The following is a 26,692-nucleotide window of genomic DNA, read 5'->3' on the forward strand; positions in this document are numbered from 1 at the left end:
GTCAGCCATGCGCCTTCATTGCATCATGTGCCGCCAAAGCCCGCGCCCGCGCTTCGGCATGCGGCACGATCTTGCGGATATAGCCCTGCGGCGGGAACGTCGGGTCGTGGATTTCGGCATCGGACAGATGTCGCAGTTCAGGCACCCACTTGCGGATGTAACCGGCTGCATCGAACTTCGGCGATTGCGTGAGCGGCGCCATGATCCGCACGAACATGTTCGAATCTACCCCGGTGCCCGCGGTCCACTGCCAGTTGACCGCGTTCGAACCGTAGTCGGCATCGACCAGCGTGTCCCAGAACCAGCGCTCGCCTTCGCGCCAGTCGATCAGCAGGTGCTTCACCAGAAAGCTCGCCGCGATCATGCGCACGCGGTTGTGCATCCACCCGGTGCGCCACAGTTCGCGCATCCCGGCATCGACGATGGGATAGCCGGTGCGCCCCCGCTGCCATGCTGCCAGCCCCTCGGGATCGTCACGCCACTTCAGCCGGTCATAGGCTTCGCGCGCGTTTTTCGAACCATATTCCGGGAACTGCACGATCACGTTCTGCGCATAATCGCGCCAGCCAAGCTCGCTCAGGAACACGTCGACCGATCCGCCAGCGTCGGCGACCCGCTGCCACACCGTCGCCGGGGATATCTCGCCAAAGTGCAGGTGTGGGGAAAGGCGTGACGTTCCTTCGATCGAAGGCAGATTGCGGCATTCGTCGTAGCGTGCGGCGCGGTCGGCGAAGACTTCAAGACGTTTGCGCGCGCCCTCTTCCCCGGGGGTCCATTCCTCGCGAAACCCGCCTGCCCAATCCGGCGCGGTTGGCAGCAGCTTCCAATCATCGAGTTTGTCGCTCGTGGGCCAATGCTCCGGCGCCTCCAGCTTCTGCGGCGCTTCAGTCGGATGAGCAGGCGGCATCCGCTCCTTCAGCGCGTGCCAGAACGGCGTGAAAATCTTGTACGGCGCGCCGCTTCCTGTCTTCACTGCACCAGCAGGGGCGAGGTAGTTCCCATCGTGCAGGACAAGTTGCATGGCCTTGGCTACGGCCTTCTCCGCATTGCGCCACCACGGCTCGTAGTGGTGCAACGCATGGACGACCCGCGCCCCGGTTTCGCGGCGCACAGCCGCCAGTTCCTCTTGCACCTTGCCTCGCCGCAGGATCAGTCGCGAGCCCCGCTTGCGTAAGCTGGCATCCAGGCTGCCAAGGCTGTGATGCAGCCACCAGCGCGAGGCACCACCCATGCGGCAGTGCCTGGGCGTCTCGTCATCGAGCACATATACCGGGATAACCGGCCCGGCCTCGGCGGCTGCCAGAAGCGCAGCCTGATCGGCCAGACGAAGATCGCGCCTGAGCCAGACGATTGACGGCTCGGCCTGCGTCGAGGATGGCACCAGTTCCCTTTCCTTCACGTTTGCAACCCATGGCAAACCGTTGTGCGGGAACAACGTTTGCCCATGTCTCGTTCCTAGCAACCGATGATCGAACCCTCCCCCGAACGAAACCTGCCCCAAAGGGCGCGAAGCTGGCGGATTTCGCCCCGCCATGCCCTTATCGCGGCGGCGGCGTGCTGGGCAGGGTTCATGATGGTCGTCCTGCTGGTCATGACCGAACGCGGTGAGGCAATGGACAGCGCTGGCCTGCTGTTCTGGCGACGCGGTGCGGACCTCGTGCCCGCCGGTCCGCAATGGCTGCTAGAGGCGGTGCGCGATCTGACGGCGCTTGGTGGGGTCATGTTGCGCAACCTCATCCTGATCGGCGTGCTCGCCGCGCTGCTGTTCCTGCGTCTGAAGCGCGAGGCGGTCCTGCTGACCGCGACTGTCATGGGCGGATGGCTGGTCAACTCGCTGGTCAAGCTAGCGGTCGGCCGCCCCCGCCCGATGATCGTGCCGCACCTTACCGAGGCTGGCGGGCAGAGCTTCCCCAGCGGCCACAGCTTCAACTCGGCGGTGATCTACATCGCCATCGCTCTGGCCTTTGCCGCCATGAGCCCGCGCCGTTCGGTGCGCTGGACCCTGATCATCAGCGCCGTGGTCTTGAGCATCGCCATCGCCGTCAGCCGCGTCTGGCTCGGCGTCCATTTTCCGACCGACGTCGCAGCGGGGTGGCTTGGCGGAGCGGGCTGGGCGTTCCTCGCCTCGGCGCTGCTGCACCAGCCCGCCAAGGCCGTGGCAGAACAGGCCGACGACGTGCTGGAGACGCTGACGCCCCACCCCTAACAGGCAGGCAGGTTGACCACCGTGTTGAAATTCCGCGCCATAGCCGGACCCGTGAAACGGGCATCGGCAAACGTGACCGTGGCCTGACACCCCTGCGTCTTGACCCTTGCGACCGGCATCTGGGACCAGGCAAGGAACTTCACGGCCTCCGGCGTGGCGCGGGCCGCCTGCTGGACCAGCGGTAATGCCATGTTGTCGGGCACGCTTGCCCCCTGCCCGGTCACACGCAGTGCACCCTGCAACGGATCATAATGGCCGAAAGAGATCACACCGTTCTCTCGCCAGATCATGTCGCGCTTCCAGAAGCGCAAGGGCGCGGGCGAGGCAAAGACGCGGTCGGGCTGCGGATAGGGCTCGCTCATCACCAAGGCATCCCGCGCCAGCTTGGAAATGCCGATGTTCGCGCCGATGAACAGGACTGTTGCAGCCAGCGCCAGCAAGGCAGGCCCTCCCCGCTCTCGTCGCCGCGCCAGCCAGATGCCGCTGCCCAGCATCGCCAGCAGCCACGGCGAGACGATGAACAGGCCGTCGGTGTGGAACCATTCCTCACTCATCGGCGAGAGCAGCTGGATCGCATAGACGTTCTGCAGGTCGAGCAGCGGATGCGTGATCGCGCCAAGGTAGCTGAGCAGCACCAGCCAGCCGAACCGCAACGGCGGCGCGTCGGGCGCAATCCTCCCGAGCGAAGCCTGCCAGCGGTCCAACAGCCAGAGCAGCCCTGCGAGCAGTGGCGGCATCAACACCACCCCGCCGACCAGCCCATGCGTGAACCCGCGATGCATGGCGAGCGGCGCCCACGGCGCCCAGCCGAAGAACACGTCGATGTCCGGCATGTTCGCCGCCAGCACCAGCGACGCCAACCCTTTGCGCGTCCGATTCTTCAGCCCGGTTTCCGCCAGCGCCCATCCGACCAGGCTATGCGTCAGGTTGTCCAATCGATGACCTCAAACAGAAAGGCCGCAAGAGCGCGCGCCTGACGCACTCTTGCGGCCTTCGAAGCCTTAGGCAATCCAGCTATCAGACCGGATCTGCAGCCGTTCCGCTGACGGTCCAGGTCTGGCCCTTGCCGAGAAGCTTGGCGAGGTTGGCGTCCTTGCCCTTGCGGGCCTGTTCGTCCTGGCCGAGCAGCACGTCCTCGTAGGACGGACGCGCGTCGTCGTAGATCACGCCCAGTGCCATCGGGAACGGGCCGAACGGCATTTCCACAAGCATGTGCGCGAGCGCGCGGTTCTTGACGTTGTGGACGATCACGCCCGCCGCCTGCCAATCGCCATCTACCACATCGACGACCTTGAGCGTCAGCGTCTCCATGTCGAGCGCGATGCCCTTCACCCCGCCCGACTTTTCCGAACCGAACAGCATCGGCTCGCCATCGGTCAGCCACAGCTGGTTCTGGTCGGCCACGCCCTTGGCGACGAAATCGTCGAAGCGGTCCTTGTTGTAGACGATGCAGTTCTGGAAGATTTCGACGAAGGCCGCGCCCTTGTGGGCGTGGGCGGCCTTGAGCACGCCGGGCAGGTTCTTCGACACGTCGTAGGCCCGCGCGATGAAGCGCGCGCCAGAACCCAGCGCGAAGGCGCAGGGCAGCGCGGGACGGTCAACGGAGCCGAGCGGCGAGGTCGGCGAATTGGTGCCTTCGCGGCTCGTCGGCGAGAACTGGCCCTTGGTCAGGCCGTAGATCTCGTTGTTGAACAGCAGGATCTGCACGTTCACGTTGCGACGCAGGATGTGCATCGTGTGGTTGCCGCCGATCGACATGCCATCGCCATCACCCGTCACCAGCCAGACGTCGAGGTCTGGGTTCGCCAGCTTGATGCCGGTGGCAAAGGCCGGTGCGCGGCCGTGGATCGTATGGAAGCCGTAGCTTTCCACATAGTAGGGGAAGCGGCTCGAGCAGCCGATACCCGAAACGAACACGGTGTTCGAAGGATCGGCGCCGATCTCCGGCAGGGTGCGCTGCACCGCCTTGAGGATCGCGTAGTCGCCGCAACCCGGGCACCAGCGCACTTCCTGGTCGGTTTCCCAGTCCTTGAGCGTGGTCTGGACCGCGATCTTGGTCATCTCGTTCATCTTCGTAACCTTTATGCGAGCGCAGCTTCGATCGCGGCTTCGATTTCCGCGATGGTGAAGGGCTGGCCGCTGGTCTTGTTGAGCGGCTGGGCGTCGATCAGGAACTGGTCGCGCAGCACGGTCTTGAACTGGCCGGTGTTCATCTCGGGCACCAGCACCTTTTCATAGCCGCGCAGCAGATCGCCGAGGTTCGACGGCATCGGCCAGATGTGGCGGACGTGGACGTGGCTGACGTCCAGCCCCTTGCGGCGGGCGCGGCGCACGGCCTGGTAGATCGGGCCATAGGTGCTGCCCCAGCCGACGACCACGAGCTTGCCCGAGGTCTCGCCGTGGTTGACTTCCTGCAGCGGGATCGAGTTCGCCACGCCTTCGACCTTGGCCTTGCGGGCATCGGTCATGATCTGGTGGCTGGCGGGCGAGTAGTCGATGTTGCCGGTGCCGGGGTTCTTCTCGATGCCGCCGATGCGGTGCATCAGGCCGGGGGTGCCGGGCTTGATCCACGGACGCGCGCCCTTTTCATCGCGCGCGAAAGGCAGCAGCTCGCCGTTGGGGCCGTTCTTCGCTTCGAGGAACGTCACCGGGAATGGCTTGAAGCTTTCGGGATCGGGCACCTTCCACGGCTCGGCCGCGTTGGCGATGTAGCCGTCGGTCAGGAGCATGACCGGGGTCATGTATTCCACCGCGATGCGGCAGGCTTCGATGGCGACTTCAAAGCAGTCCGAAGCGCTGCGTGCCGCGATCACCGGCATCGGCGCGTCGCCGTTGCGGCCATAGACCGCCTGGTAGAGGTCCGACTGCTCGGTCTTGGTCGGCAGGCCCGTGGACGGACCCCCGCGCTGCGAGTTGACGATGACCAGCGGCAGCTCGGTCATGATGGCAAGGCCCATTGCCTCGCCCTTGAGCGCAATGCCGGGGCCAGACGACGAGGTCACGCCCAACTGGCCCGCATAGCTTGCGCCGATGGCCGAGGCGATTGCGGCGATCTCGTCTTCCGCCTGGAAGGTGGTGACGCCGTATTCCTTGAGCCGGGCAAGGTTGTGCAGGATCGCGGAAGCCGGGGTGATCGGATAGCCGCCGAAGAACATGTGCAGGTCAGCGAGCTGCGCGCCCGCAACGAGGCCGAGGCTGATCGCTTCGGCGCCGGTGACGGTGCGGTAGAGGCCCGGCTCGCTCTCGACCGGAGCGATATGGTACTGCTTGAGCGGCCCTGCCAGTTCGGCGGTTTCGCCATAGGCATGGCCCGCGTTCAAAGCGGCGATGTTGGCCTGCGCCAGCACCTGGTTCTTTGCGAACTTGGCGTTCAGCCAGTCGACCAGCGGTTGGCGGTCACGGTCGAACATCCACAGGGCCAGGCCCAGCGTCCACATGTTCTTGCAGCGCAGCGCTTCCTTGTTGCCAAGGCCGAAGGGCTTCACCGCCTCGAGCGTCAGCGCCGAAATGTCGAACGCCAGCAGCTGCCACTTCTCGAGGCTGCCGTCCTCGAGCGGGTTGACCTCGTACTTCGCCTTCTCGAGGTTGCGCTTGTTGAACTCGCCGGTGTCGGCGATGATCAGGCCACCGGCCTTCAATGCGCCGACGTTGGTCTTCAGCGCCGCCGGGTTCATCGCCACGAGCACGTCGGGCTGGTCGCCCGCAGTGTCGATCTCGGTCGAGCCGAAGTTGATCTGGAAGGCAGAGACGCCGAACAGCGTGCCTTGCGGCGCGCGGATTTCCGCCGGGAAGTCCGGGAAAGTGGCAAGGTCGTTGCCCGCCAGCGCCGTGGAAAGGGTGAACTGACCGCCGGTCAGCTGCATGCCGTCGCCCGAGTCACCGGCGAAGCGCACGACCACAGCTTCGGGGGTCGGCGAATCCTTGCCGCCCGTCAGCGCGTCCGGTCCATCAACTAGTGTAGCCATATCGTCCTCTGCTGCGCCCGGGAGTTTCACCCAGTGCTGACACGCGCCTATGCCCCTCGTGTTCCGTTCGCAAAGAAGAAAATCTGCGCAGGGCGAAAAATCCTCCTGCGCTCTTGATTCCGATCCCGCTTGCCAGTCAAGTTGCAAAAGCCAACTTACCACGGTGTTTATAACGAATCCTGTTTGCGGGACGAGGAACTGTCATGACCGATCAGAAAACCCACTACGTGCGCCCCGACGTTCAAGCCTTCCTGGGCTTCCTCAACAGCACCGATGCCCCGCCGATGAGCCAGATGGGTCTGGAGGCTGCGCGCGCCAGTTACATTGCGATGGGTCAACTCGCCGAAGCCGATCCGCGCGAACTTGCCGTGATCCGCGACCTGACCTGCCCCGGCCCGGCAGGTGACATTCCGCTGCGCCTTTATGACCTGCGCGAAACGCGCGAGGCAGGGCCTGCGGTGGTGTTCTTCCACGGCGGCGGCTTCGTAATCGGCGATCTCGACAGCCACCACAGCCTGTGCACCGAAATCGCGGCAGAACTCGATCTGCCGGTGATCGCGGTGGACTATCGCCTCGCGCCTGAACACCCCTTCCCCGCCGCGCCCGACGATTGCGAGGCAGCAGCGCGCTGGATCGCGGCGAACTCGGTTGCATTGGGGCGCGAGATCACCGGTCTTATCCCGATGGGCGACAGCGCCGGTGGCAACCTGACGATCGTGGTCACGCAGGCGCTGGTCGAAAGCCCGGCGGCGGTGCCGGTGATCATGCAGGTGCCGATCTATCCGCTTTCCGACGACAAGCCCGATCACCAGTCGTTCCTCGATTTTGCGGAAGGCTTCCTGCTTACCTCCGATTCGATGAACTGGTTCGCCAATGCCTATCAGGCGGTGACCGGCCACAAGCGCGCCTATCCGATCTATGGCGAACACTCGACCACGCCGCCGACGGTGCTAGTGACGGCAGGCCTCGATCCGATTCGCGACAGCGGGCGGGTCTATGGCGCGGAACTCATCCGGTCTGGAGCAGAAGTCGTCTTTCTTGAAATGAAAGGGACGATCCACGGGTTTACGCAGGTGCGCAAGGCGATCCCGAGCGCGCAGGCCGACATGCAGTCGATCTTCAAGGCGGTTCGGCTGCTATTGGAAAGGTTGAAATGAACGACGAATTTGCCGGGCTTCCCTACCGTCCCTGCGTCGGTGTCATGCTTGTGAACAGCGCCGGGCGCGTGTTCGTGGGCAAGCGGATCGACAACAAGGAAATGGACGCCTGGCAGATGCCGCAGGGCGGGATCGACGATGGAGAGGACCTCCACGCCGCCGCCCTGCGCGAGTTGCAGGAGGAGACCGGCGTCGCCTCCCACCTCGTCACGATCATCGCCGAAACGCGCGACGAACTGCTCTATGACCTGCCCGATTTCCTAATGGGCAAGATGTGGGGCGGCAAGTTCCGCGGCCAGCGCCAGAAGTGGCTGCTGATGCGCTTTTCGGGCGAAGACACCGACATTGACCTCAATGCCCATGAACATGCCGAGTTCGAGGCGTGGCGCTGGGTCGAGCCCGAGCAGGTTCCGGAACTGATCGTGCCGTTCAAGAAGCGGGTCTATCGGCAGGTGGTCGAGGAATTCCGCAACCTGATCTGACCGGTCACCGAGTCAGTTCGTCTCGACCTTCTCGGCCGGGATCACGGCTTCGGCCGACACGACCTTCTTGGCCGGACCGCGCGCGATGGCGGCGGAGAGTTCTGCGGTTTCGGCGCAGCTCTTGCCGCACAGGCCCTCTAGCCGGGTCAGGTTGCGCCGGGCCTTTTCGAGAGCGCCCTTCTCTACCATTGCGCCACCCTCACCGGAAATGGCGACAACGTTGTTGGGATCGCGTTCAAGCACCTGGCGATAATAGTGGATCGCCTTGCCCTGCAGCCCATCGCGGCGGGCGGCATCGGCCAGCGCCAAAAGCGCAGGATTGCTGGCGGGGTCGATAGCCAAGGCCGCTTCGAAGCTGTCCGTCGCGGCCGAAACATCACCCTTGGCGAGCGCGGCGCGGCCATCCTTGAGCAGCACTTCGACGCGGGGATCGGCAGGCGCCGTGTTCTTCGCCACGCCCATGCTACCGGTAACGCCCACGACGAGCGACAGAGCGAGGGCAATGGGGGCGTAACGCATCAGCAGCTCCTTGGTCCGGTTACCTTGGGAAGGACCATCATTGAATGAACCCGCGTCCATGACGCTTCAGTTAACACGGCGTACGAGCGTTGCGAAGAAAAACCCGTCAGTGCCATCCCCAAAGGGCGTAAGCCGCCAGCCGCGCCCGCGCGCCCGGCCCGCAGGCAGCGGCGGCAGCGCGACATCCCAGCCCGGGTTGGACAAAAGGAAGGCCTCGATCCGGTCCGCACCCTCGGCATCGAGCAGCGAGCAGACCACATAGGTAAGCCGACCGCCCGGCCTTACCAGCGATGCCCCGATATCGAGCACATTGGCCTGCATCGCACAGTAGCGCTGGATCGCCTTCGCATCGAGCCGCCAGCGGGCCTCCGGATTGCGCCGCCAGGTACCCGTGCCCGAACAGGGCGCGTCAATCATCACCGCATCGGCCTTGCCCCGCCAGTCGGCCAGCATTTCCGCCTCGCACCCCGGATTGAGCAGGCGCGTCTCGACCAGCACGCCCGCGCGGGCCGCGCGCTCGGGCAGGCGCGACAGGCGGGGACGGTCGATGTCGCAGGCGAGCAGCTTGCCGCGATTGGCCATCGCCGCGCCGAGCGAGAGCGTCTTGCCCCCTGCCCCGGCACACAGGTCCACCACCGCTTCGCCGGGCTGCACGCCGAGCGCCATGCAGGCGATCTGGCTCCCGGCGTCCTGCACCTCGAACAGCCCCTCGGCGAACTCGGGCCAGGATTCGACGGCCGTGCCCGAGGGCAGCCGCAAGCCCTGCGGCGCGACCGTTGGCTCTGCCTCGACCGGCAGGCGCGGACGCATCTCGTCGCGCGTGGTCTTCAGGACGTTGGCCCGGATATCGAGCGGCGCCCTTCCCAGCAGCGCGGCCTGTTCCTGATCATCAAGGCCAGAAGCGGCGAGCTGTTCCGCCAGCCACGCCGGCGCAACGCCACCGATCGCCACTGGCTCGCCTGCCTCGATCAGCGCAGGCCCATAGTTCGATCCATCGAACAACCCGGCCAGCGCCGCGTCCGCTTGCGCCAGACGCAGCATCGCGGCGCGCCCCGACACCGGCACTTCGCCGCATGCCCGGATCGCGCTCCACACCAGTTCGCGAATGGCGCGACGGTCCTTCGAGCCGACATAACGCCGCGCCCGGAACCAGTCCGCCGCAATCCGGTCTGCCGAAGCCCCTTGCGCCCTGGCTGCCGCAATCACTGCATCAAGCAGATCGATCGCGGCCTGAACCCGCGCCGGAGGCGTCATTCAGCGGCCCTCAGCCAACCTTGTAGTTCGGCGCCTCGCGCGTGATCGTCACGTCGTGGACGTGGCTTTCGCGAAGCCCGGCGTTGGTGATGCGCACGAACTGCGCACGCTTGCGCAGGTCTTCGATCGTGCGGCTGCCGGTATAGCCCATCGCGGCTTTCACGCCGCCGACGAGCTGGTGGACAACGTCCTTGGCCGGTCCCTTGTAGGGCACCTGGCCTTCGATCCCCTCGGGCACCAGCTTCATCTGGTCCTTGATGTCCTGCTGGAAGTAACGGTCAGCCGAGCCGCGCGCCATCGCGCCGACCGAGCCCATGCCGCGGTACGACTTGTAGGCGCGGCCCTGATAGAGGAACGTCTCGCCCGGGGCTTCCTCGGTGCCGGCCAGCATCGAGCCGATCATCACCGAGCTGGCGCCGGCGGCAAGCGCCTTGGCCGCATCGCCGGAGGTGCGCAGGCCGCCATCGGCAATGACCGGAACGCCCGACTTTTCGGCTTCCTCGGCGCATTCCATCACGGCGGTAAGCTGCGGCACGCCAACGCCCGCGACGATGCGCGTGGTGCAGATCGAACCGGGGCCGATGCCGACCTTCACGCCATCCGCACCTGCATCGATCAGCGAGCGGGTGGCTTCGGCGGTGGCAACGTTGCCCGCAATCACTTGCACCGAGTTGGACAGCTTCTTGGCCGCTTCGACAGCGCGGGCGACATCACGATTGTGTCCGTGTGCCGTGTCGATGATAACGACGTCGCACTCGGCCTCGACCAGCGCCTGCGTACGCAGCAAGCCTTTCTCGCCCACGGTGGTGGCGGCGGCGACGCGCAGGCGGCCGGCGGCGTCCTTGGTGGCATCGGGGAAGGTCACGGCCTTCTCGATGTCCTTCACCGTGATCAGGCCGATGCACTTGAACGCATCGTCAACCACCAGCAGCTTCTCGATCCGGCGCTGGTGCAGCAGGCGGCGCGCTTCGTCGCCGCTGGCGCCGAGCTTTACCGTGGCAAGATTCTCGTGCGTCATCAGTTCGCGCACCGGCTGCTGCGGATTGTCGGCGAAGCGCACATCGCGGTTGGTGAGGATGCCGACCAGCTTGCCCGAAGCCTCGACCACGGGAATTCCGCTGATCTTGTGCTGGCGCATCAGGGCCTGAGCCTCACCCAGCGGTGCATCGGGCGAAATGGTGATCGGATTGACGACCATGCCGCTTTCGAAACGCTTGACCGCGCGGACCGCAGCGCACTGCTCTTCGATCGAGAGGTTGCGGTGGAGCACGCCGATCCCGCCCAGCTGCGCCATGACGATCGCCATGTCGGCCTCGGTCACGGTGTCCATCGCCGAGGAAAGGACCGGAATGTTGAGATTGATGCCGCGGGTCAGGCGCGTGCGCGTATCGGCCATCGAGGGCACGATATCCGACTCGGCAGGACGCAGCAGCACGTCGTCGAAGGTAAGGCCGAGAGGGATATCCATGATGCGCGCCACTTCCAAAGGTCCGGGGAGATTCGTGGCGGCCCATGTAAACAGGAAGGGGCGGTTCCGCTAGGGGGTTTGGTTCCCGAATTCAGGGCCGTCTTGCAGGCGCCGCCGAAGCACGTGCCGGGTAGCGCTTCGGATCGGCAAAGGCGCGGATCAGTTCGACCTGCAGGTTCACGTCATCAGCCATCCCGGCATAGTCGATCCACGGCCCCGGCTGGTCGCTGGGACGATGATAGGTATCCTCCATGAAGCGCTCGGTCCGCTCCATGTCACCGTAGGAATTGCTGACCATCACCGCCGGTACATCGTGCTGCATCAGGATGAAGCTGTCCTGCCGCCGGATATAGGCGTTCGCCCCCTCCCCTGCGGCAAGCTTGCGCTTCATGCGCTTGACGACATCGGCAATCAGCGGGTCGAGCGGGGTCAGCCCCTTGCCGACCACGCCGATCGGCCCGCCTGGCGGGACCAGCCCGGTGCTGTCGACATTGAACGCCGCCACGAACCGATCGAGCGGGATCGGCGGGTTTTCGGCAAAGGCCATCGCGCCGAGCAGGCCGAGTTCCTCCCCGGTGGTTGCGAGGAAATAGACGTCGCGCTCCAGCGGTTTGCCGCGTGAAAGTATGCGCGCGGTCTCGGTGAGGACAGCGAGGCCCGATGCATTGTCGATCGCGCCGTTGCAGATCACGTCCTCGGCCGGCGCGCTGCCGCATTCGCCGAAATGGTCCCAATGCGCCATCATCAAGACCGCCCCAGCCGAAGGATTGCGGCCTTCCAGCTTGCCGATCAGGTTGTGGGTCTTGATCCGGGTCTCGCGGCTGGTCGCCTCGAAAGTGCCGGATATGCCGAGAAGATAAGGGGAAAAGTCTGCTGCCCGGGCATCTGCCTGAAGCCTGGCCACGGTCGGCCGTGCCGTCCCTGCGAGCAGCGCCTCGGCCGTTGCGGGCGACAGGAATGCCTCGATCTCACTACCGATTCTCTCCCCTGCCACGGCGTAGCCGGCGCGGCGTCGGCGGGCGATCACGTCCTCCAGGCCCCGCTCATCATCAAGAACGGTGACAACCGCGAGGGCACCGGCATCAAGCAACCGCCCAGCGCGATCGCCTGCCCGCTCTCGCGCAAGGCCCTCCGGCAGGCTGTCGAGCATCACGGCGACCCGTCCGGCCAGTTCGGCGCGCGCGGTGACGGGTGACGTGGCTTGCCCGACGAACACCAGCGGCGCATCCTGCACAAGGCTGCGCAGGCCCGACGTCACCACGAACACGCTGTCGGCCGGCAAGTTCACCCGCTTGCGGCCACGCATGAAGCTGGCGCGTGACAGCACCGGCTCGCGCTCGACCAGTTCGACCGGGGCGAACCAGCCATTGCCAGGCATGTTGGTCCCGGCAGACAGGCCGATGTCGAACCACTGACGCGCGAGATAGCGCAGAGTCTTGGTTTCACCCTCGGTGCCCGGTTCGCGTCCGTCGAATGCGTCGCTCGCCAAGGTCTCGACGTGGCTTTTCAGCGCGATCTCCACCGGGCCGGGCTTCTTCGGCGCCGGCCGCGCGGAGACGAGGAGCAGCGCGCCGAGGACCAAGGCCCCCCGTATCGCCATCGTGCTGCCCCCGTAACGCTTCATCGCCGACCCCACACGTCTCGTCGCAGACCCTTGCTCTCAAAAGCAGGAGCGCGGCGCAAGTTCCCAATTGGGGCGTGGATGATGAACAGAACTTTACATAGGAGGTGGTGGTTGCCCTTTATTGCGCCACCCAGCCACCATCGACGTTGTAATTCGCGCCGGTGATGTTGCGCGCTTCGTGGCGGCACAGGAACAGCGCGAGCGCTGCGCAATCTTCCGGCTGGACGAATTGCTTGGTAGGCTGCCGCTCCAGCAGGACATCGTTGATGACCTGATCGCGCGTCAGGCCCCTCGCCTTCATCGTGTCGGGAATCTGGTTCTCGACCAGAGGCGTCCAGACATAGCCGGGGCTGATGCAGTTCGCGGTCACGCCGTCGGTTGCAAGTTCCAGTGCAAGCGTCTTGGTCAGCCCGGCAATGCCATGCTTGGCCGCAACGTAGGCGGCCTTGTAGGGCGATGCCGTGAGCGAATGCGCCGAGGCGGTGAACAGGATGCGGCCCCAGCCCTTGGCCTTCATGCCGGGAATGCACAGGCGGCAGGCGTCGAACGCGGCCGTGAGGTTGAGCGCGATGATCGTGTCCCATTTATCGACCGGGAATGACTCGACCGGGGCGACGTGCTGCATTCCGGCGTTGTTGATCAGGATGTCGACCGCGCCAAACTCCGCGAGCGCGGTGGCGACCATCGCTTCGGTGCCTTCGCGCTTCGTCAGGTCGCCCGCGGCAAAGATCGCCCGGCCGCCGCTTACAGCGGCAAGTTCTTCGCATAGCGCCTTGATCTGTTCGGCATCACCGAAGCCATTTAGAACAATGTCCGCTCCTTCTGCAGCCAGCGCCCGCGCATAGGCGAGGCCGATGCCCGAGGTGGAGCCGGTGATGAGCGCGCACTTGCCCTTCAGGAACATTCGATTACTCCGAGGTTTCTGGATGGATTGATCGCGCTGGCATCGCGGGCGGCTCGCCGCTTGTCCAGTCGCAAACGCAAAAAAGGGGATTGCCCATGCGGCTCGACGATTTCGACAGTTCCATCAATGTCCAGGACCAGCGCGGCGGCGGCGGCTTTCCCTTTGGGGGCGGCGGCAAGGTCGGTTGCGGTTCGATCGTGATTGCGCTGATCGCGGCGGTGGTGTTCGGGGTGGACCCGATGCAGATGCTCGGTTCGATGCAGCAGGGTCAGATGTCGGCACCGGTCGAGCAGCAAGGCGGCACGTCGCTTGCCGAAAGCTGCACGGTCAACGAATTCAGCAAGGAAAGCTGCAATGCGCTGTCCTCGCTCAACAAGACCTGGGGGCCGCTGTTCCAGCAGGCGAATATCCCGTTCGAAGCCCCGACGCTGGTGTTCTACTCGCAGAACGGCCGCTCCGGCTGCGGCGCGGCGCATAGCGCCATGGGGCCGTTCTACTGCCCGAGCGACAGCGGCATCTACATCGACACCGATTTCTACACGGAAATGGACCGGCAGATGGGCGCCGGCGGGGACTTTGCCCGCGTCTACGTGATGGCACACGAGTATGGCCACCATATCCAGAGCCTGCTCGGCACTTCGGCGAAGGTGCGGCAGTTGCAAAGCCAGAGCCCGAGCCAGGCCAACCGCTATTCTGTCGCGCTCGAGCTTCAGGCGGATTGCTACGCCGGGGTCTGGGCAGGCCGCAACCGCGACCGTATCGAAGCGGGGGACATCGAGGAAGGGATGCGCGCGGCGCACCAGATCGGCGACGACACGCTGATGAAGGCCGCTGGCCGCCGCCCGGTCGAGGACGCGTTCACCCATGGCAGCGCGGCGCAGCGGATGCAGTGGCTGCGCAAGGGCCTGGAAACAGCCGACGAGGATCAGTGCGACACCTTTGCCGCGCTATAGTCGAAAGCCGTTAACATTAATTCATGGAACAGAAAGCCGGGCCGTGGCTTCATACTGCTAAACGGGGAGCAGCAAATGAAGTTTACCAAGGCCCTTCGGTTCGCAACGATACTGCCTTGCACGCTCGTCGTTGCCTTTCCTGTCGCCGCACAGACTGCGGTTTCGGAGGAAAAGGTGACGGCGGGCGATGTTGTTACAAAGCCCTTGTCCGACCTCAACATCAAGAAGGACGAAGTGCCGGACATCCTCATCGCCGCGCGACAGAAGCCTTATGATCTTGCCGGCATGCGCAAGTGCCCTGCGATCGCGGCAGAGGTCACCAAGCTCGATGCTGTCTTGGGCGATGACATCGACGTGGCGCGCGACGATGGCAATTCGACGCTCAAGATGGGCAACATCGCCAAGTCGCTGGTCGGCTCGCTGATCCCGTTCGGTGGCGTAATCCGCGAAATCAGCGGAGCCAACGCCCAGCAGCGCAAGTGGAACGAGGCGATATACGCAGGGTCGGTGCGCCGCGCCTATCTCAAGGGCGTGGGCGAGCAGCGCGGCTGCAAATACCCTGCGCGCGCGGCAAGCCCCAAGGACGTTTCAGCCCTGTGGTCCGCGCGTGAAGCGGCAGAGGCCAAGTCCGAAAGCGACAAGAAGGCCGACAGCAAGAAGGACGACGACAAGAAGTCGTCAAAATCGAAGTCGGGCAACGCCGATCCGATCCGCTTCGAAAGCAAGCCAGTCGTCCAGAAGGCTGACTGACAGCCAGCCCCGACCCGCTACTGTTCAGCCTTTGGCCTTGAGTTTGGCCATTTCAGCGTCGAGTTCCTCAAGCACCTGCTTGCGGATCTTGTCTGACAGCGTCTTGTCGCCGGCGATTTCCTCGCGCGCCTGACGAATGCCGGCGAGCGCTTCGGCCATGGCATGCTTCTCGATGTCTGCCTCATTACCGCAAGTGCGGATCCGCACGCGGGTGACCTTGCCGTCATTTTCTTCGGAAGCGTCGACGTTGGCGTAGGCATTCTTGCCCCGGCAATGCGGCCCGTCCTCGGAAACGATGTCGGTCACGCCTTCGCTTTCGCCGTCGATCACGATGACGCGCTGTATGCGGCGTTCGCCCTTGCCGGCGAGCGGCGGGGCCGGAGGCATGGGCGGAACGGGCGGAATGCTTGCCTCGGCGCGGGCGATCTTGGCCTCCACGTCGACATCCGACATGGGCTTGTCGCTCTTGAACACAAAGGTCTTGCCATCGCGAGTGACGGTGCGGACGTAGTCCTGTCCATCCGCGCCGCCATGCCTTTCGACGATGACGATTTGCTGCTCCATGCCCGGCGCAGGCGGCGCTGGCGGTGCGGGGGGTGACGGCGGAGCCGGAGGTGCGGGTGGCGCGGGCGGAGCCGGTGGCGTCGGCATGTCCGTCATGCCTTGGGCCATCGCGCCCGCCGCGCTGACGATCAGGGCAGCCCCTGCAATCAAGGCCCACTTCGCACGCTTGGTACCAATGTTCATCGAACTGCCTCCCCGGGCTGCCCGTCGTGCGGGCCAGAAATGACTGATGCCGGAGTATTCCTACCCCGGCATCACATCATTCAATGATCGACAAACGTCTGGCCCTGTTGGACCAGCGTCAGGTCAGTACACGCGCTTCTTCGGCTTGATGTACTCGACGTCGTCGGTCAGCGTGTATTCGTGGACCGGGCGGTAATCGAGGCGGACCTCGCCGCCCTTGCCGCCCCAGCCATTGAACCAGGCTGCGGTGTGCTTCATCCACTCGGCATCGTTGCGATCGGGGAAATCCTCGTGCGCGTGGGCGCCGCGGCTTTCCTTGCGGTTGTAGGCCGAATGCATGGTGACCGAGGCCTGGCTGATCAGGTTGTCCAGTTCGAGCGTCTCGACAAGGTCCGAGTTCCAGATCAGCGAACGGTCGGACACGTGGATGTCTTCCATGCGCTTGTAGGTGTTGGCGAGCTTGACCTTGCCTTCGGCCATCAGCTCGTCGGTGCGGAACACCGCGGCGTGGGCCGACATCGTGCGCTGCATATCGACGCGAACTTCGGCCGTAGGCGAGCCGCCCTTGGCGTGGCGGAAGTGATCGAGGCGGGTCAGCGCGAGGTCCGCGCTGTCCTTGGGCAGCGAGTTGTGCGACGTGCCCGGCTTGATCAGTTCCTTGAGGCGCAGGCCGGTGGCGCGGCCGAACACGACAAGGTCGATCAGCGAGTTCGAGCCAAGGCGGTTGGCGCCATGGACCGAAACGCAGGCTGCTTCACCCACCGCGAACAGGCCGGGAACGACCGTTTCGGGGTTGCCGTCAGCACCGATGGTGACCACTTCGCCGTGGTAATTACAGGGGATGCCACCCATGTTGTAGTGGACGGTCGGAACCACCGGCAGCGGCTGGCGGGTCAGGTCGACACCGGCGAAGATCTTGCCGCTTTCGGTGATGCCCGGCAGACGCTCGGCCAGGACGCCTGCATCGATGTGATCGAGGTGCAGGTAGATGTGGTCCTTGTGCGGGCCAACGCCGCGGCCTTCGCGGATTTCCATGGCCATCGAACGCGAGACGACGTCACGCGAGGCGAGGTCCTTGGCCGAGGGTGCATAGCGCTCCATGAAGCGCTCGCCCTCGGAGTTGGTGAGATAACCGCCCTCGCCGCGCGCGCCTTCGGTGATCAGCACGCCCGCGCCGTAGATGCCGGTCGGGTGGAACTGGACGAACTCCATGTCCTGCAGCGGGAGCCCTGCGCGCAGGACCATGCCGCCGCCGTCACCGGTGCAGGTGTGAGCCGAGGTAGCCGTGAAGTACGAACGGCCGTAACCGCCGGTTGCCAGCACGACAGCATGGCTACGGAAGCGGTGGATCGAACCGTCGTCCATGCACAGCGCGATCACGCCGCGGCATTCGCCGTTCTCCATGATCAGGTCGATCGCGAAGTATTCGATGAAGAAGTCGGCGTCGTACTTCAGGCTCTGCTGGTACAGCGCGTGAAGCATGGCGTGGCCGGTGCGGTCGGCAGCGGCGCAGGTGCGCTGCACCGGCGGGCCTTCGCCCATGTTCTGCATGTGGCCACCGAACGGACGCTGGTAGATCGTGCCTTCGGGGTTGCGCGAAAACGGCACGCCCGCGTGCTCGAGCTCGTAGACCGCCGCCGGGGCTTCGCGGACCATGTACTCGATCGCGTCCTGGTCACCCAGCCAGTCCGACCCCTTGACGGTGTCGTACATGTGCCAGGTCCAGTGGTCGGGCGAATTGTTGCCGAGCGAGGCGGCGATGCCGCCCTGCGCCGCCACGGTGTGCGAGCGCGTCGGGAAGACCTTGGTGATGCAGGCGGTGCGCAGGCCGGCCTGGGCCGAACCCATGGTGGCGCGCAGGCCCGAACCGCCGGCACCGACGACGACAGTGTCGTAGGTGTGGTCGATGATCTTGTAGGCAGGCTGAGTCGTCATGTCTTATGCGCCCCCGAGCGCAATGCGCAGAACCGAAAGGATGCCGAAGGCAGCAGCCGCAAAGGGCACTGCATTGACCAGAAGCCAGGCGACGACCTTGCCGCCTTGTTCATGGACATAATCTTCCAGCATGACCTGCACGCCCATACGGGCATGGGTGAAGGTGTTGATCATGATCAGGATCAGCGCGATCGACGGCAGCGGGCGCGCCACCCAGCCGCGCACCGTGGCGTAGCTGTAGTCCGGCAGCAGCGCGAGGCTGACGATCAGGAACGTGATCAGGACGAGATTGCCCACGGCCGTCAGGCGCTGCGTGAGCCAATGATGGGTGCCTTCGTGGCTGGAGCCCAGCCCGCGAACGCGACCGATGGAGGTGCCGTTACCCATGAGATGCCTCTCTAGCTAAGGTTCGTGCCGGCGCTCAGCGCAGCAGCACGAAGGCCCAGAATGCGATGGTCAGAAGGACCGAGATGACGATCGTCAGGCTCGACCAGCGGGCGTTGGTTTCCAGCTCGTAGCCGGCGCCGATATCGAGGATCAGGTGGCGGATGCCCGATGCGGCGTGCTGGAAGAAGGCCCAGGTCAGGCCGACAAGCACGATCTTGCCGAGAATCGCCGTGACCGTCTGCAGGCCGCCGCCGGTGCCGAGCCACACGTAATCGAGGAAGGTCTGATAGGCCGAAGCCCCGCTTGCCAGCGCACCGATCCACCACAGCAGAAGCCCCAGGCCCGCGAACGCAAGGCCGTTGCCGGTGATGCGGTGCAGGATCGAAACCAGCATGGCCGGGCCCCAGCGCCAGATCTGGAGATGCGGAGAAATCGGCCGTGCCTTGCGCGCCTGCGCCATGAACATACCCCCTCGACTAGGTACAAGGATCGCGGAAAGGACAGCCCCCCGCGACGGATTGCGAGTCCTATTAGTCGAAAAGACCGCCTGCGCAAGCGTATGCGGGATGTAAAAAAGGACAGCCGGTTGCACTCGCCCAGCGCGGTGCCTAGACGGCCTTGCATGAGCCTAACTCTCGTCCTGCTGGCCGCAACTGCGGCGACGCCCCCCGCCCCGCCTGCCCGGTCCGATGCCGTTGCGCTCGCGCGGTCATGCGAAGACAAGGATGGCTTCTCCGATCCCGCACCGCCCGCCCGTGTCTTCGGCAATGCATGGTATGTCGGCACTTGCGGGGTGACGGTCCTGTTGATCACAGGTCCGCAGGGACACATTCTGGTCGATGCCGGGATGGAGGATGCCGTACCTCAGGTGCTTGCCAACGTGCGGAAGCTCGGCTTCAACCCGAAGGACATCGGCCTGATTGTTTCCAGCCATGAACACTTCGATCACGTCGGCGGGCTGGCTGCGTTGCAGAAGGCAACGGGCGCGCGAGTGGTGGCAACCGCCGAAGCGGCCAAGGTCATCCGCAGCGGCAAGATCAGCCCCGCTGATCCGCAGGCGCAGGAAATCCATGGCAGCCCCCCTGCCCGCGTCGACTTCATTCTCAAGACCGGTGACGTGTTCAGCATCGGTCCGCTGAAGATCACCGCCTTCGCCACGCCCGGCCACACCGAAGGTTCGACCAGCTGGCACTGGAAATCGTGCGAGGGCAACGACTGCCGCACGATCACCTACGTCGACAGCCTGACCGCGCTGCCGCTCGGCACCTACCGCTTTGCCGATCACCCCGAGCGCGTTGCGATGTTCCGTAAGACCTTCGCGCAAGTCGAGGCGCTGGAGTGTGGCATCCTGCTGACGCCGCATCCCTCTGCCAGCGCGATGTTCGAGCGGATGAGCGGCGCGGCGCCCTTGGCCAGCCCGGACGCCTGCAGGGCACTGGTGGCTGGCGCGAGGGACCGTCTGGAAAAGGCACTTGCGAAATGAGTTGGAAAGTCACCGTCTTCGCGCCGCGCGACGTCGTTCAGGCTGCGCTGATCGCGCATGAGGACGCTTGGGACTGGGACCACGACATCGTCATCGCCGGGAGCGAGATCGCCGAGGACAAGCCCGAGGACTGGCAGCTCGAAGCATGGCTCGACCGCAAGCCGACCAAGGCCGACCAGAACGCCATCGCGGACCTGTTCGAGGGCACTCCGCCCAAACTGAACATCGAGAAGCTGCCCGAGACTGACTGGGTGACGCTGAGCCAGCAGGGCGTCGAGCCGATCCGCGAAGGCGTGTTCCACGTCCATACACCCGAGTATGCGCCGCTCGACGAGCGCGGCGTGAGGGACTTTGTCATTCCGGCGAGCCAGGCGTTTGGCACTGGCCAGCACGCGACGACGGCGGGATGCCTTGCCATGCTGAGCCATATGAAGCGGCAGGGCGTGACCGTGCGCAACCTTGCCGATATCGGCACCGGCACCGGTCTGCTCGGCTTTGCCGGGCTGCATCTGTGGCCAAGGGCGCGTGCCATCGCCAGCGACATCGATGCGGTCTGCGGGCCGGTGGTGGCGGAGAACGCGGCCAACAACGGGATTCCGCTCGGCGATGGCGCCGGGCGCATGGCAATGGTCATTGCCGCCGGCATGGATCATCCGCTGCTGGAAGCGGCTGGCCCTTACGACCTGTTGATCGCCAACATCCTGGCCGGCCCGCTGGTCGAACTGGCCCCCGAGTTTGCCCGCGCCGTAGTGCCCGGTGGCAGCGTTCTACTGGCAGGGTTGCTGGAGACGCAGGAAGCCACGGTGCGCGCGGCCTATCGCAAGGCGGGCTTGCGACTGGCGGCGCGGATGGTGCGGGGTGACTGGTCCATCCTGTGGATGCGGCGGCGGGCGGCGGGTAGCGTTCGCTCGAGCCGGGTGGGCGTGCTGCCCGAATGGTCTAAACGCTGGTAGTGCGCAACGGGGCTTGTGCATCGCCCGCTCTCGTTTAATCATCCGATTAAGGCGGGAGATGCGCGATGACCTATGAAACCTTCACCATCGAAAAGCGCGGCGCGGCCGACTGGGTGACGCTCAACCGGCCGGAGGTGCTCAACGCCATTTCACTGCAGATGGTGCGTGAGCTTTCGGACTATTTCGGCAAGTTGTTCCATGACCGGGATACCCGCGTCGTCGTGCTGCGCGGCGCGGGCAAGGTGTTCTGCGCCGGGCTCGACATCAAGGAGCGCGCGGAGAACCGCGAGGAAATCCCGTTCGCGGGCGGCTTCGGATTTCAGGGCTACCTCGCCGACGTCTATATCAAGATGCGGCGCTGCCCGCAGCCGATCGTGAGCCTCGTTCACGGCGCGGCCTGCGGCGGCGGTTTTTCGTTCGTGCTGGCGTCGGACATTCGGGTTGCGGGCACCAGCGCGAAGATGAACGCCGCCTACATCAAGCTCGGGCTTTCGGCATGCGACATGGGCTGCAGCTACTTCCTGCCGCGCCTTGTCGGCACTTCGGTAGCAAGCGAGCTAATGTTGACCGGTCGCTTTATCCATGCACCGCGGGCGCTGGCGACCGGCCTGGTTTCAGAGGTCGTGCCTGACGACCAGCTCGAAACAGTCGGTCAGACGTATGTCGACGATTTGCTGGCAGCTTCGCCCATGGGCCTGCGGATGACCAAGGAGGGCCTCAACCTCGCCATTGATGCGCCGAGCCTCGAAGCGGCGATGGCCATCGAGAACCGCAACCAGTTGATGACTGCCGCCAGCCCCAATTTCCGCGAGGGAATGCAGGCGTTTCTGGAGAAACGGAAGCCGAGCTACGCGCCGGAGTGAGCCGCCAGGGTATCGCGCAGCAATATCAAAGCGGCGCTAGTGAAAGCCTGCATGTTGGCAAGTCGGTCGTCGCTCTCCGTCGTCACTCGCACCGAGGCCTCGATCCCGTCAGGCCCGACGACGCCAATCGCGCTGGTACCGGAAGCAACGCCCAAAGGGTGTGAACTGCCGCCGGAAGCGCCGGTTTCGGCGATGGCCCAATCGGAACCGTAACGCTCGCGCATCAGCCGCGCTTGCGCCAGAGCATAGTCTTCCTGCGCCGAAGCGTAGCCGCGCAATGAGCCCGGTGCGTGGCCGAGCACCATGCGCCGCCCCTTGAGCGTGTAGATCACCCCGCCACCAAGGTAGAACGCCGACGCGCCGGGCATGGCGAGCAGGCTTGCCGAGATCAGGCCTCCGGTTGAGCCATCGACGACGGCGATGGTTTCCTGCCTTTGCTTCAGCAGTGCTCCCGCTTCAGCGCCGACTGCGGCCAACACCTCCAGCATCAGCCCGCAGCCTTCACGATTTCGGCCCAGGCGGCTTCATCGATCACGTCGATGCCGAGTGCGGCGGCCTGCTTCAGCTTGGAGCCTGCACCGGGTCCTGCCACGACGAGGTCGGTCTTGGCCGAGACCGAGCCAGCCGCGCGCGCGCCGAGGGCTTCGGCCTGCGCCTTGGCTTCATCGCGGCTCATGGTTTCGAGCTTGCCGGTGAAGACGATGGTCTTGCCGGCCACGGCGCTGTCCTTTGTCTCGACCACATAAGGCGGTGGGGAGACTTCCGAGAGCAGGTCTTCCCAGACGGCGATGTTGTGCGGTTCGTGGAAGAAATCACCCAGCGCTTCGACCACGACCGGGCCGACGCCTTCGATGGAGAGGAGGTCTGCAGTCGCTTCCCCGCCTTCCCGTGCAGCAATGGCCGCCTCGCGCAGGGCCGGCAGCGTGACGAAGCGCTTCATCAGATCGCGGGCGGTGACCGCGCCGACGTGGCGGATGCCGAGGCCGAACAGCAGGCGGGCCGCGTCCGGCTGGCGCTTCCCTTCGATCGCTGCCAACAGGTTGTCCACAGACTTGTCCTTCCAGCCTTCGCGCCCGACGATGTCACTGCGGCGCTTGCGCAGGCGGAAGATGTCAGCCGGGCTTTCAAGCCAGCCGAGCTGGAAGAACTCGATGATCGTCTTCTCGCCAAACCCCTCGATATCGAGCGCGGCGCGGCTGACGAAGTGCTTGAGGCGTTCGACGCGCTGGGCCGGACAGATCAGGCCGCCGGTGCAGCGCACGTCGACCTCGCCTTCCTCGGCAACGGCTTCGGACTGGCATTCGGGGCAGTGGTCGGGGAAGTGGTAGGCTTCGCGCGGGTCCTCGCGGGTCAGGTTCTCGACCACCTGCGGGATGACGTCACCCGCGCGCTGGAGCACGATGCGATCGCCGACGCGCAGGCCCAGACGCCCGATCTCGTCGCGATTGTGGAGCGTGACGTTGGTGACAGTAACGCCGCCGACGAGCACCGGCTTCAGACGACCCACCGGCGTCAGCTTGCCGGTGCGGCCAACCTGGATGTCGATGGCTTCCAGCGTCGTCTCGGCCCGTTCAGCCGGGAACTTGTGGGCGATCCCCCAGCGCGGGGCCTTGGCCACGAAGCCAAGCCGCTCCTGCCAGTCGAGCCGGTCGACCTTGTAGACGACGCCATCGATGTCATAGGGCAAGTCTGCGCGCTGTTCGCCGATGCGGCGGTAATGCGCGACCATTTCAGCCGGGGATGAGCAGCGGACCAGCAGTGGCGAGACCGGCACGCCCCACTCGGCAATTTTGCGCATCATCTCATACTGTGTGGCGGCGGGCACCTCGCTCGCCGCGCCCCAGCCGTGGGCGAGGAAGCGCAAGGGGCGGCTGGCGGTGACGCTGGCGTCCTTCTGGCGCAGCGAACCGGCGGCGGCATTGCGCGGATTGGCAAAGACCTTGTCGCCCGCTTCGGCCTGCCGCGCATTGAGCGCAAGGAAGTCGGCCTTGGCCATGTAGACCTCGCCGCGGATCTCGAAGACAGCGGGCACGTCGAACAGACCTGCGCCCTTCAGCTCCTGCGGAATGTCGGCGATATGCGCGACGTTGGCCGTGACGTCCTCGCCCACCTGCCCGTCGCCACGCGTGGCGGCGCGGACCAGCCTGCCGTTCTCATAGCGGAGCGAGCAGGACAGGCCGTCGATCTTGTCCTCTGCCGTCATCACCACTTCCGCGCTTTCGGACAGCGCGAGGAAACGGCAAACGCGGGCGACAAACTCCTCGACTTCCTCGTCGGTGAAGGCGTTGTCGAGGCTCATCATGCGAACCTCGTGGGAGACCTTGCCCAAGGGCGACGATGCCACTTCGTGCCCGACCTGGGCGCTCGGGCTATCAGGCCGGATCAGGTGCGGAAACGCGGCCTCAAGCTCGGCATTGCGGCGCACCAGCGCATCGTACTCGGCGTCCGAAATCTCGGGCGTATCCTCGGCGTGGTAAAGCCGGTTGTGCCTGGCGATCTGGCGCGCGAGGCGCATTAGCTCGTTGGCGGCTTCGGCTTCGGAAATCTCGATCATCATGCAGGTCCAAGCAGCGTGGCAACCATGGGGCGGCGGGCGCGGAAGCCAAGGCTTTCATAAAGGCGGATCGCCGAGGCGTTGCTGGCGTAACTGTGCAGGTAGGGCACTTCGCCCCGCGCTGCCATGCCGGCCATAACCTTGCGGATCAGGCGCGCGGCAAGGCCCCTGCCCCGGAACTCCGGCCAAGTACAAACGCCGCTGACTTCGGCAAGGTTGGCGGCGGGGCGCATGCGCTCGCCTGCCATCGCGGCAAGGCGGCCATTGATGCGTATTCCGTAGAACTGGCCGTAGCGCCACGTCTGCGCCGCCCAAGGACCGGGCTCGGTGGCCAGGGCCAGCTCCGCCATTTCTGCAGCATCCGTTTCGCCCAGTTGGATGATCTCCGGGTCATCACACAGTTCGTTCGGGCCATCGGCGATCATTTGCAACAACGGCGCTACCTTCAGGACGTGCAGACCAGAAGGCGCGGCAACCGCCTCTGGTTCGACCAGCCAGATCTCCGCCCCGGCCATGTGTTCTGCCAGGGAGTGCTCTTGACCGGGCAAGGCTGCGGCAAACGGACCGTACGCCGGATCAAGGCGGCGAACCTCACCATGACCGACATCGAGCACCTTCTGGGGACCGCCCAGCGAATGCCAGACCGGGCGATCAAGCACTTCGACTTTCAGCATCGTGTCCGGCTCGCTCACGCTCGCTCCAGCAGGCGGTCGGCCTGCGCGCGCGCCTCGGCCGTCACTTCGGCGCCCGAGAGCATTCGGGCGATTTCTTCCTTGCGGGCCGCGTCGTCAAGCAGGCTGACCGAGGTGCGGGTGACAGTGCCTTCGGACGACTTGGCGATCATGTAGTGCCGGTCCCCGCGCGCCGCGACCTGCGGACTGTGGGTAACCGCAAGCAACTGACCACCGCTGGCAAGCCGCGACAGACGATCGCCGATAGCGCTGGCCACGGCGCCGCCGACGCCGCGGTCGATCTCATCGAAGATAATCGTTGCCGCGCCACCCTCTTCGGCAAGCGCGACCTTGAGCGCAAGGATGAAGCGCGAGAGTTCGCCGCCCGAGGCGATCTTGCCGAGCGGGGCGAAATCCGCACCAGGGTTGGTCGAGATCAGGAATTCGACGGCATCGATCCCGCCCGCGCCCCAGCGATCTTCGGGCAGTCTCAGGACCGCCGTGTGGAACTTGGCGGCGTCGAGCTTGAGCGGAGCGAGTTCGGCCGCAACCGCCTTGTCCAGCCTGCGCGCAGCTTCAGCGCGCTGGACCGAAAGCGTCTCGGCCTTGGCCTGGTAGTCCAGCGCCGCCTCACGCGCGGTCCTTTCGAGACCGGCGATCTGGGCCTCGCCCCCTTCGATAGCGTCGAGCGCAGTGCGCATCTCGGTTATCTTGTGGGGGAGCTCATCAACCGCGCAGCCGTGCTTGCGGGCAGCGGCGCGCAGATCGAACAGACGCGTCTCGATGCGGTCAAGCAGCGCGGGGTCGTGGGCCAGCGCTTCGGCGGCGCGGGCAAGCTTGTCCTCGGCCTCGCTCGCCTCGATGACCGCCCGGTCCAGTGCATCAAGTGCTTCGGCCAGCAGCGGGTGCTCAGTGGCAATGCGGTCAAGCCGGCGGGCAGCGCTGCGCAGCGTGGCAAGGGCGGAGTCCGAACCTTCCCACAAGCGCTGCAGTTCGACGAGGTCGCCCGAAAGCCGCTCACCCTTCTGCATATCGGCGCGCTGGCCGGCGAGTTCGTCCTCCTCGCCGATAACCGGAGCAAGGGCAGTGAGTTCGGCCAGGTGAGCGAGCAACAGGTCCTGCTCTTCGGCAGCGCGCGAAACTGCGGCACGGGCAGAGTGGAGCGCATCCTCGGCCTTGCGCCACTTGGTCCATGCCGCATCGACGCCTGCCGCGTCTGCCCCGGCGTAACGGTCAAGCAGGGCGCGGTGGCCGCGCGCGTTCACGAGGCCGCGATCATCGTGCTGGCCGTGCAGTTCGACCAGGCTCCGCGCCAGTTCGCGCAGCAGGGCGACGCCGACCGGTTGGTCGTTGATGAAGGCCTTGGAGCCGCCGTCAGCGCGCACCCGGCGCTTGATGATCAGCGCTTCACCCGGTTCAACCTCGATCTCGGCCTCGTTCAGCGCGGCGCGGATCGCGGCGGGCATCCGGTCAAATTCGAATGTGGCCGTGACGCTGGCCTGATCCTCACCACTGCGAACGAGGCCGCTGTCGGCGCGATCGCCCAGAATAAGGCCCAGCGCGTCGAGCAGGATCGATTTGCCGGCGCCGGTTTCGCCCGTCAGCACGCCAAGCCCGCTGGCAAAGCTGAGATCGAGCGCCTCGATGAGCACGACATTGCGGATCGACAGGCTGGTGAGCATCGCGCGATTCTCTAGCCGGTTGTGGCGCGCTCGTCCACGCACGCTGAAGCGTTTCGTTCTCCACTTGTTTCATTCGAGTGACAGCGTGCCACACGGCCGCAACGCGAATCCGCCAATGAGCTGTGCAGATGGAGA

Annotated in this window: 25 protein-coding genes; 8 read left to right on the forward strand and 17 right to left on the reverse strand. The window is 65.3% G+C overall.

What is annotated here, in order from left to right; translation table 11 throughout:
• Position 1: 1 nt before the first annotated feature.
• A complete protein-coding gene (locus ACZ1JY_RS04325) occupies positions 2-1,399 on the reverse strand; it encodes a cryptochrome/photolyase family protein (RefSeq protein WP_465130480.1) in 1,398 nt (465 codons plus the stop codon).
• Positions 1,400-1,465: 66 nt separating this feature from the next.
• On the opposite strand from ACZ1JY_RS04325, the gene ACZ1JY_RS04330 reads away from it, so the two are divergent.
• On the forward strand, positions 1,466-2,206 hold the full coding sequence (locus tag ACZ1JY_RS04330) for a phosphatase PAP2 family protein (protein ID WP_465130481.1): 741 nt from the start codon (positions 1,466-1,468) through the stop codon (positions 2,204-2,206).
• Here ACZ1JY_RS04330 and ACZ1JY_RS04335 read toward each other — a convergent pair.
• The 3 genes from ACZ1JY_RS04335 to ACZ1JY_RS04345 all read right to left on the reverse strand — a co-directional run bounded on the left by ACZ1JY_RS04335 (position 2,203) and on the right by ACZ1JY_RS04345 (position 6,171).
• Entirely contained in the window at positions 2,203-3,141 is a 939-nt protein-coding gene (locus ACZ1JY_RS04335; RefSeq protein WP_465130482.1) for a metal-dependent hydrolase, read from the reverse strand. The genes ACZ1JY_RS04330 and ACZ1JY_RS04335 overlap by 4 nt on opposite strands.
• A gap of 82 nt (positions 3,142-3,223) precedes the next feature.
• On the reverse strand, positions 3,224-4,276 hold the full coding sequence (locus ACZ1JY_RS04340) for a 2-oxoacid:ferredoxin oxidoreductase subunit beta (protein WP_465130483.1): 1,053 nt from the start codon (positions 4,274-4,276) through the stop codon (positions 3,224-3,226).
• Positions 4,277-4,287: 11 nt separating this feature from the next.
• Positions 4,288-6,171 (reverse strand): 2-oxoacid:acceptor oxidoreductase subunit alpha, encoded by a 1,884-nt coding sequence (locus tag ACZ1JY_RS04345; protein WP_465130484.1) that lies wholly within the window; start codon positions 6,169-6,171, stop codon positions 4,288-4,290.
• A gap of 203 nt (positions 6,172-6,374) precedes the next feature.
• On the opposite strand from ACZ1JY_RS04345, the gene ACZ1JY_RS04350 reads away from it, so the two are divergent.
• Together ACZ1JY_RS04350 and ACZ1JY_RS04355 are read left to right on the forward strand one after the other, a co-directional pair.
• On the forward strand, positions 6,375-7,328 hold the full coding sequence (locus ACZ1JY_RS04350; RefSeq protein ID WP_118073650.1) for an alpha/beta hydrolase: 954 nt from the start codon (positions 6,375-6,377) through the stop codon (positions 7,326-7,328).
• Positions 7,325-7,810 (forward strand): RNA pyrophosphohydrolase, encoded by a 486-nt coding sequence (locus ACZ1JY_RS04355; protein WP_118073649.1) that lies wholly within the window; start codon positions 7,325-7,327, stop codon positions 7,808-7,810. Before ACZ1JY_RS04350 ends, ACZ1JY_RS04355 begins: the two co-directional genes overlap by 4 nt.
• Positions 7,811-7,822: 12 nt before the next feature.
• Here the strand turns inward: ACZ1JY_RS04355 and ACZ1JY_RS04360 are convergent, their stop codons facing one another.
• The 5 genes from ACZ1JY_RS04360 to ACZ1JY_RS04380 all read right to left on the reverse strand — a co-directional run bounded on the left by ACZ1JY_RS04360 (position 7,823) and on the right by ACZ1JY_RS04380 (position 13,579).
• Positions 7,823-8,329 (reverse strand): tetratricopeptide repeat protein, encoded by a 507-nt coding sequence (locus ACZ1JY_RS04360; RefSeq protein WP_240344607.1) that lies wholly within the window; start codon positions 8,327-8,329, stop codon positions 7,823-7,825.
• Positions 8,330-8,395: 66 nt separating this feature from the next.
• On the reverse strand, positions 8,396-9,583 hold the full coding sequence (locus ACZ1JY_RS04365) for an RsmB/NOP family class I SAM-dependent RNA methyltransferase (RefSeq protein ID WP_465130485.1): 1,188 nt from the start codon (positions 9,581-9,583) through the stop codon (positions 8,396-8,398).
• A 10-nt stretch (positions 9,584-9,593) separates the two neighbouring features.
• Complete coding sequence (gene guaB, locus ACZ1JY_RS04370) at positions 9,594-11,051, reverse strand: IMP dehydrogenase (RefSeq protein WP_465130486.1); 1,458 nt, start codon at positions 11,049-11,051, stop codon at positions 9,594-9,596.
• A gap of 91 nt (positions 11,052-11,142) precedes the next feature.
• Positions 11,143-12,675, reverse strand: coding sequence for a M28 family metallopeptidase (locus ACZ1JY_RS04375; protein ID WP_465130487.1), 1,533 nt, complete (start codon positions 12,673-12,675; stop codon positions 11,143-11,145).
• 118 nt (positions 12,676-12,793) lie between these two features.
• Positions 12,794-13,579, reverse strand: a complete 786-nt coding sequence (locus tag ACZ1JY_RS04380; RefSeq protein ID WP_465130488.1) for a 3-hydroxybutyrate dehydrogenase — start codon at positions 13,577-13,579, stop codon at positions 12,794-12,796.
• A 95-nt stretch (positions 13,580-13,674) separates the two neighbouring features.
• Here ACZ1JY_RS04380 and ypfJ point away from each other — a divergent pair, with 95 nt between their 5' ends.
• Together ypfJ and ACZ1JY_RS04390 are read left to right on the forward strand one after the other, a co-directional pair.
• Positions 13,675-14,532: a KPN_02809 family neutral zinc metallopeptidase gene (gene ypfJ, locus ACZ1JY_RS04385; protein WP_465130489.1), complete on the forward strand. Its 858-nt coding sequence runs from the start codon at positions 13,675-13,677 to the stop codon at positions 14,530-14,532.
• Positions 14,533-14,607: 75 nt separating this feature from the next.
• A complete protein-coding gene (locus tag ACZ1JY_RS04390; RefSeq protein WP_465130490.1) occupies positions 14,608-15,282 on the forward strand; it encodes a hypothetical protein in 675 nt (224 codons plus the stop codon).
• 24 nt (positions 15,283-15,306) lie between these two features.
• On the opposite strand, the gene ACZ1JY_RS04395 is transcribed toward ACZ1JY_RS04390, so the two are convergent.
• From ACZ1JY_RS04395 to sdhC, 4 genes are all read right to left on the reverse strand, one after another.
• Complete coding sequence (locus ACZ1JY_RS04395; protein WP_465130491.1) at positions 15,307-16,029, reverse strand: hypothetical protein; 723 nt, start codon at positions 16,027-16,029, stop codon at positions 15,307-15,309.
• A gap of 123 nt (positions 16,030-16,152) precedes the next feature.
• Positions 16,153-17,964, reverse strand: coding sequence for a succinate dehydrogenase flavoprotein subunit (sdhA, locus tag ACZ1JY_RS04400; RefSeq protein ID WP_465130492.1), 1,812 nt, complete (start codon positions 17,962-17,964; stop codon positions 16,153-16,155).
• A 3-nt stretch (positions 17,965-17,967) separates the two neighbouring features.
• Positions 17,968-18,351: a succinate dehydrogenase, hydrophobic membrane anchor protein gene (gene sdhD / locus ACZ1JY_RS04405; RefSeq protein WP_465130493.1), complete on the reverse strand. Its 384-nt coding sequence runs from the start codon at positions 18,349-18,351 to the stop codon at positions 17,968-17,970.
• A 34-nt stretch (positions 18,352-18,385) separates the two neighbouring features.
• Complete coding sequence (sdhC, locus tag ACZ1JY_RS04410) at positions 18,386-18,811, reverse strand: succinate dehydrogenase, cytochrome b556 subunit (RefSeq protein ID WP_465130494.1); 426 nt, start codon at positions 18,809-18,811, stop codon at positions 18,386-18,388.
• Between the two features lie 162 nt (positions 18,812-18,973).
• Between sdhC and bla the strand changes: the two genes are divergently transcribed.
• The 3 genes from bla (at position 18,974) to ACZ1JY_RS04425 (ending at position 21,650) form a co-directional block, all read left to right on the forward strand.
• On the forward strand, positions 18,974-19,834 hold the full coding sequence (gene bla, locus ACZ1JY_RS04415) for a subclass B3 metallo-beta-lactamase (protein WP_465130495.1): 861 nt from the start codon (positions 18,974-18,976) through the stop codon (positions 19,832-19,834).
• Positions 19,831-20,787, forward strand: coding sequence for a 50S ribosomal protein L11 methyltransferase (locus ACZ1JY_RS04420; protein WP_465130496.1), 957 nt, complete (start codon positions 19,831-19,833; stop codon positions 20,785-20,787). The genes bla and ACZ1JY_RS04420 overlap by 4 nt, the downstream gene beginning before the upstream one ends.
• Before the next feature lie 65 nt (positions 20,788-20,852).
• Positions 20,853-21,650: an enoyl-CoA hydratase/isomerase family protein gene (locus ACZ1JY_RS04425; RefSeq protein WP_465130497.1), complete on the forward strand. Its 798-nt coding sequence runs from the start codon at positions 20,853-20,855 to the stop codon at positions 21,648-21,650.
• On the opposite strand, the gene ACZ1JY_RS04430 is transcribed toward ACZ1JY_RS04425, so the two are convergent.
• From ACZ1JY_RS04430 to recN, 4 genes are read right to left on the reverse strand one after another with little or no spacing between them, the layout of a single operon-like run.
• The gene (locus tag ACZ1JY_RS04430) at positions 21,635-22,138 is read right to left on the reverse strand and encodes a CinA family protein (protein ID WP_465130498.1); all 504 of its coding nucleotides are present in this window, start codon (positions 22,136-22,138) and stop codon (positions 21,635-21,637) included. The genes ACZ1JY_RS04425 and ACZ1JY_RS04430 overlap by 16 nt on opposite strands.
• Entirely contained in the window at positions 22,138-24,204 is a 2,067-nt protein-coding gene (ligA, locus tag ACZ1JY_RS04435; RefSeq protein WP_465130499.1) for an NAD-dependent DNA ligase LigA, read from the reverse strand. Before ligA ends, ACZ1JY_RS04430 begins: the two co-directional genes overlap by 1 nt.
• Positions 24,204-24,896 (reverse strand): GNAT family N-acetyltransferase, encoded by a 693-nt coding sequence (locus tag ACZ1JY_RS04440; RefSeq protein WP_465130500.1) that lies wholly within the window; start codon positions 24,894-24,896, stop codon positions 24,204-24,206. Before ACZ1JY_RS04440 ends, ligA begins: the two co-directional genes overlap by 1 nt.
• Positions 24,893-26,557 carry a DNA repair protein RecN gene (recN, locus tag ACZ1JY_RS04445; RefSeq protein ID WP_465130501.1) on the reverse strand — a complete coding sequence of 555 codons (1,665 nt, stop codon included), beginning with the start codon at positions 26,555-26,557 and terminating at the stop codon, positions 24,893-24,895. The genes ACZ1JY_RS04440 and recN overlap by 4 nt, the downstream gene beginning before the upstream one ends.
• Positions 26,558-26,692 lie beyond the last annotated feature (135 nt).

Source organism: Novosphingobium sp. BL-A-41-Hi4B-X5A (assembly GCF_055521705.1).

What these genes read in the sequence shown, in the direction of transcription:
- ACZ1JY_RS04425 (WP_465130497.1), top strand. Translation starts at nt 20,853, where the DNA reads ATGACCTATGAAACCTTCACCATCGAAAAGCGCGGCGCGGCCGACTGG.
- ACZ1JY_RS04360 (WP_240344607.1), bottom strand. Translation starts at nt 8,329, where the DNA reads ATGCGTTACGCCCCCATTGCCCTCGCTCTGTCGCTCGTCGTGGGCGTT.
- ACZ1JY_RS04375 (WP_465130487.1), bottom strand. Translation starts at nt 12,675, where the DNA reads ATGAAGCGTTACGGGGGCAGCACGATGGCGATACGGGGGGCCTTGGTC.
- ACZ1JY_RS04430 (WP_465130498.1), bottom strand. Translation starts at nt 22,138, where the DNA reads ATGCTGGAGGTGTTGGCCGCAGTCGGCGCTGAAGCGGGAGCACTGCTG.
- ACZ1JY_RS04365 (WP_465130485.1), bottom strand. Translation starts at nt 9,583, where the DNA reads ATGACGCCTCCGGCGCGGGTTCAGGCCGCGATCGATCTGCTTGATGCA.
- ligA (WP_465130499.1), bottom strand. Translation starts at nt 24,204, where the DNA reads ATGATCGAGATTTCCGAAGCCGAAGCCGCCAACGAGCTAATGCGCCTC.
- ACZ1JY_RS04390 (WP_465130490.1), top strand. Translation starts at nt 14,608, where the DNA reads ATGAAGTTTACCAAGGCCCTTCGGTTCGCAACGATACTGCCTTGCACG.
- ACZ1JY_RS04420 (WP_465130496.1), top strand. Translation starts at nt 19,831, where the DNA reads ATGAGTTGGAAAGTCACCGTCTTCGCGCCGCGCGACGTCGTTCAGGCT.
- bla (WP_465130495.1), top strand. Translation starts at nt 18,974, where the DNA reads ATGAGCCTAACTCTCGTCCTGCTGGCCGCAACTGCGGCGACGCCCCCC.
- ACZ1JY_RS04355 (WP_118073649.1), top strand. Translation starts at nt 7,325, where the DNA reads ATGAACGACGAATTTGCCGGGCTTCCCTACCGTCCCTGCGTCGGTGTC.
- ACZ1JY_RS04380 (WP_465130488.1), bottom strand. Translation starts at nt 13,579, where the DNA reads ATGTTCCTGAAGGGCAAGTGCGCGCTCATCACCGGCTCCACCTCGGGC.
- guaB (WP_465130486.1), bottom strand. Translation starts at nt 11,051, where the DNA reads ATGGATATCCCTCTCGGCCTTACCTTCGACGACGTGCTGCTGCGTCCT.
- sdhA (WP_465130492.1), bottom strand. Translation starts at nt 17,964, where the DNA reads ATGACGACTCAGCCTGCCTACAAGATCATCGACCACACCTACGACACT.
- ACZ1JY_RS04350 (WP_118073650.1), top strand. Translation starts at nt 6,375, where the DNA reads ATGACCGATCAGAAAACCCACTACGTGCGCCCCGACGTTCAAGCCTTC.
- ACZ1JY_RS04330 (WP_465130481.1), top strand. Translation starts at nt 1,466, where the DNA reads ATGATCGAACCCTCCCCCGAACGAAACCTGCCCCAAAGGGCGCGAAGC.
- sdhC (WP_465130494.1), bottom strand. Translation starts at nt 18,811, where the DNA reads ATGGCGCAGGCGCGCAAGGCACGGCCGATTTCTCCGCATCTCCAGATC.
- sdhD (WP_465130493.1), bottom strand. Translation starts at nt 18,351, where the DNA reads ATGGGTAACGGCACCTCCATCGGTCGCGTTCGCGGGCTGGGCTCCAGC.
- ACZ1JY_RS04340 (WP_465130483.1), bottom strand. Translation starts at nt 4,276, where the DNA reads ATGAACGAGATGACCAAGATCGCGGTCCAGACCACGCTCAAGGACTGG.
- ypfJ (WP_465130489.1), top strand. Translation starts at nt 13,675, where the DNA reads ATGCGGCTCGACGATTTCGACAGTTCCATCAATGTCCAGGACCAGCGC.
- ACZ1JY_RS04395 (WP_465130491.1), bottom strand. Translation starts at nt 16,029, where the DNA reads ATGAACATTGGTACCAAGCGTGCGAAGTGGGCCTTGATTGCAGGGGCT.
- ACZ1JY_RS04345 (WP_465130484.1), bottom strand. Translation starts at nt 6,171, where the DNA reads ATGGCTACACTAGTTGATGGACCGGACGCGCTGACGGGCGGCAAGGAT.
- recN (WP_465130501.1), bottom strand. Translation starts at nt 26,557, where the DNA reads ATGCTCACCAGCCTGTCGATCCGCAATGTCGTGCTCATCGAGGCGCTC.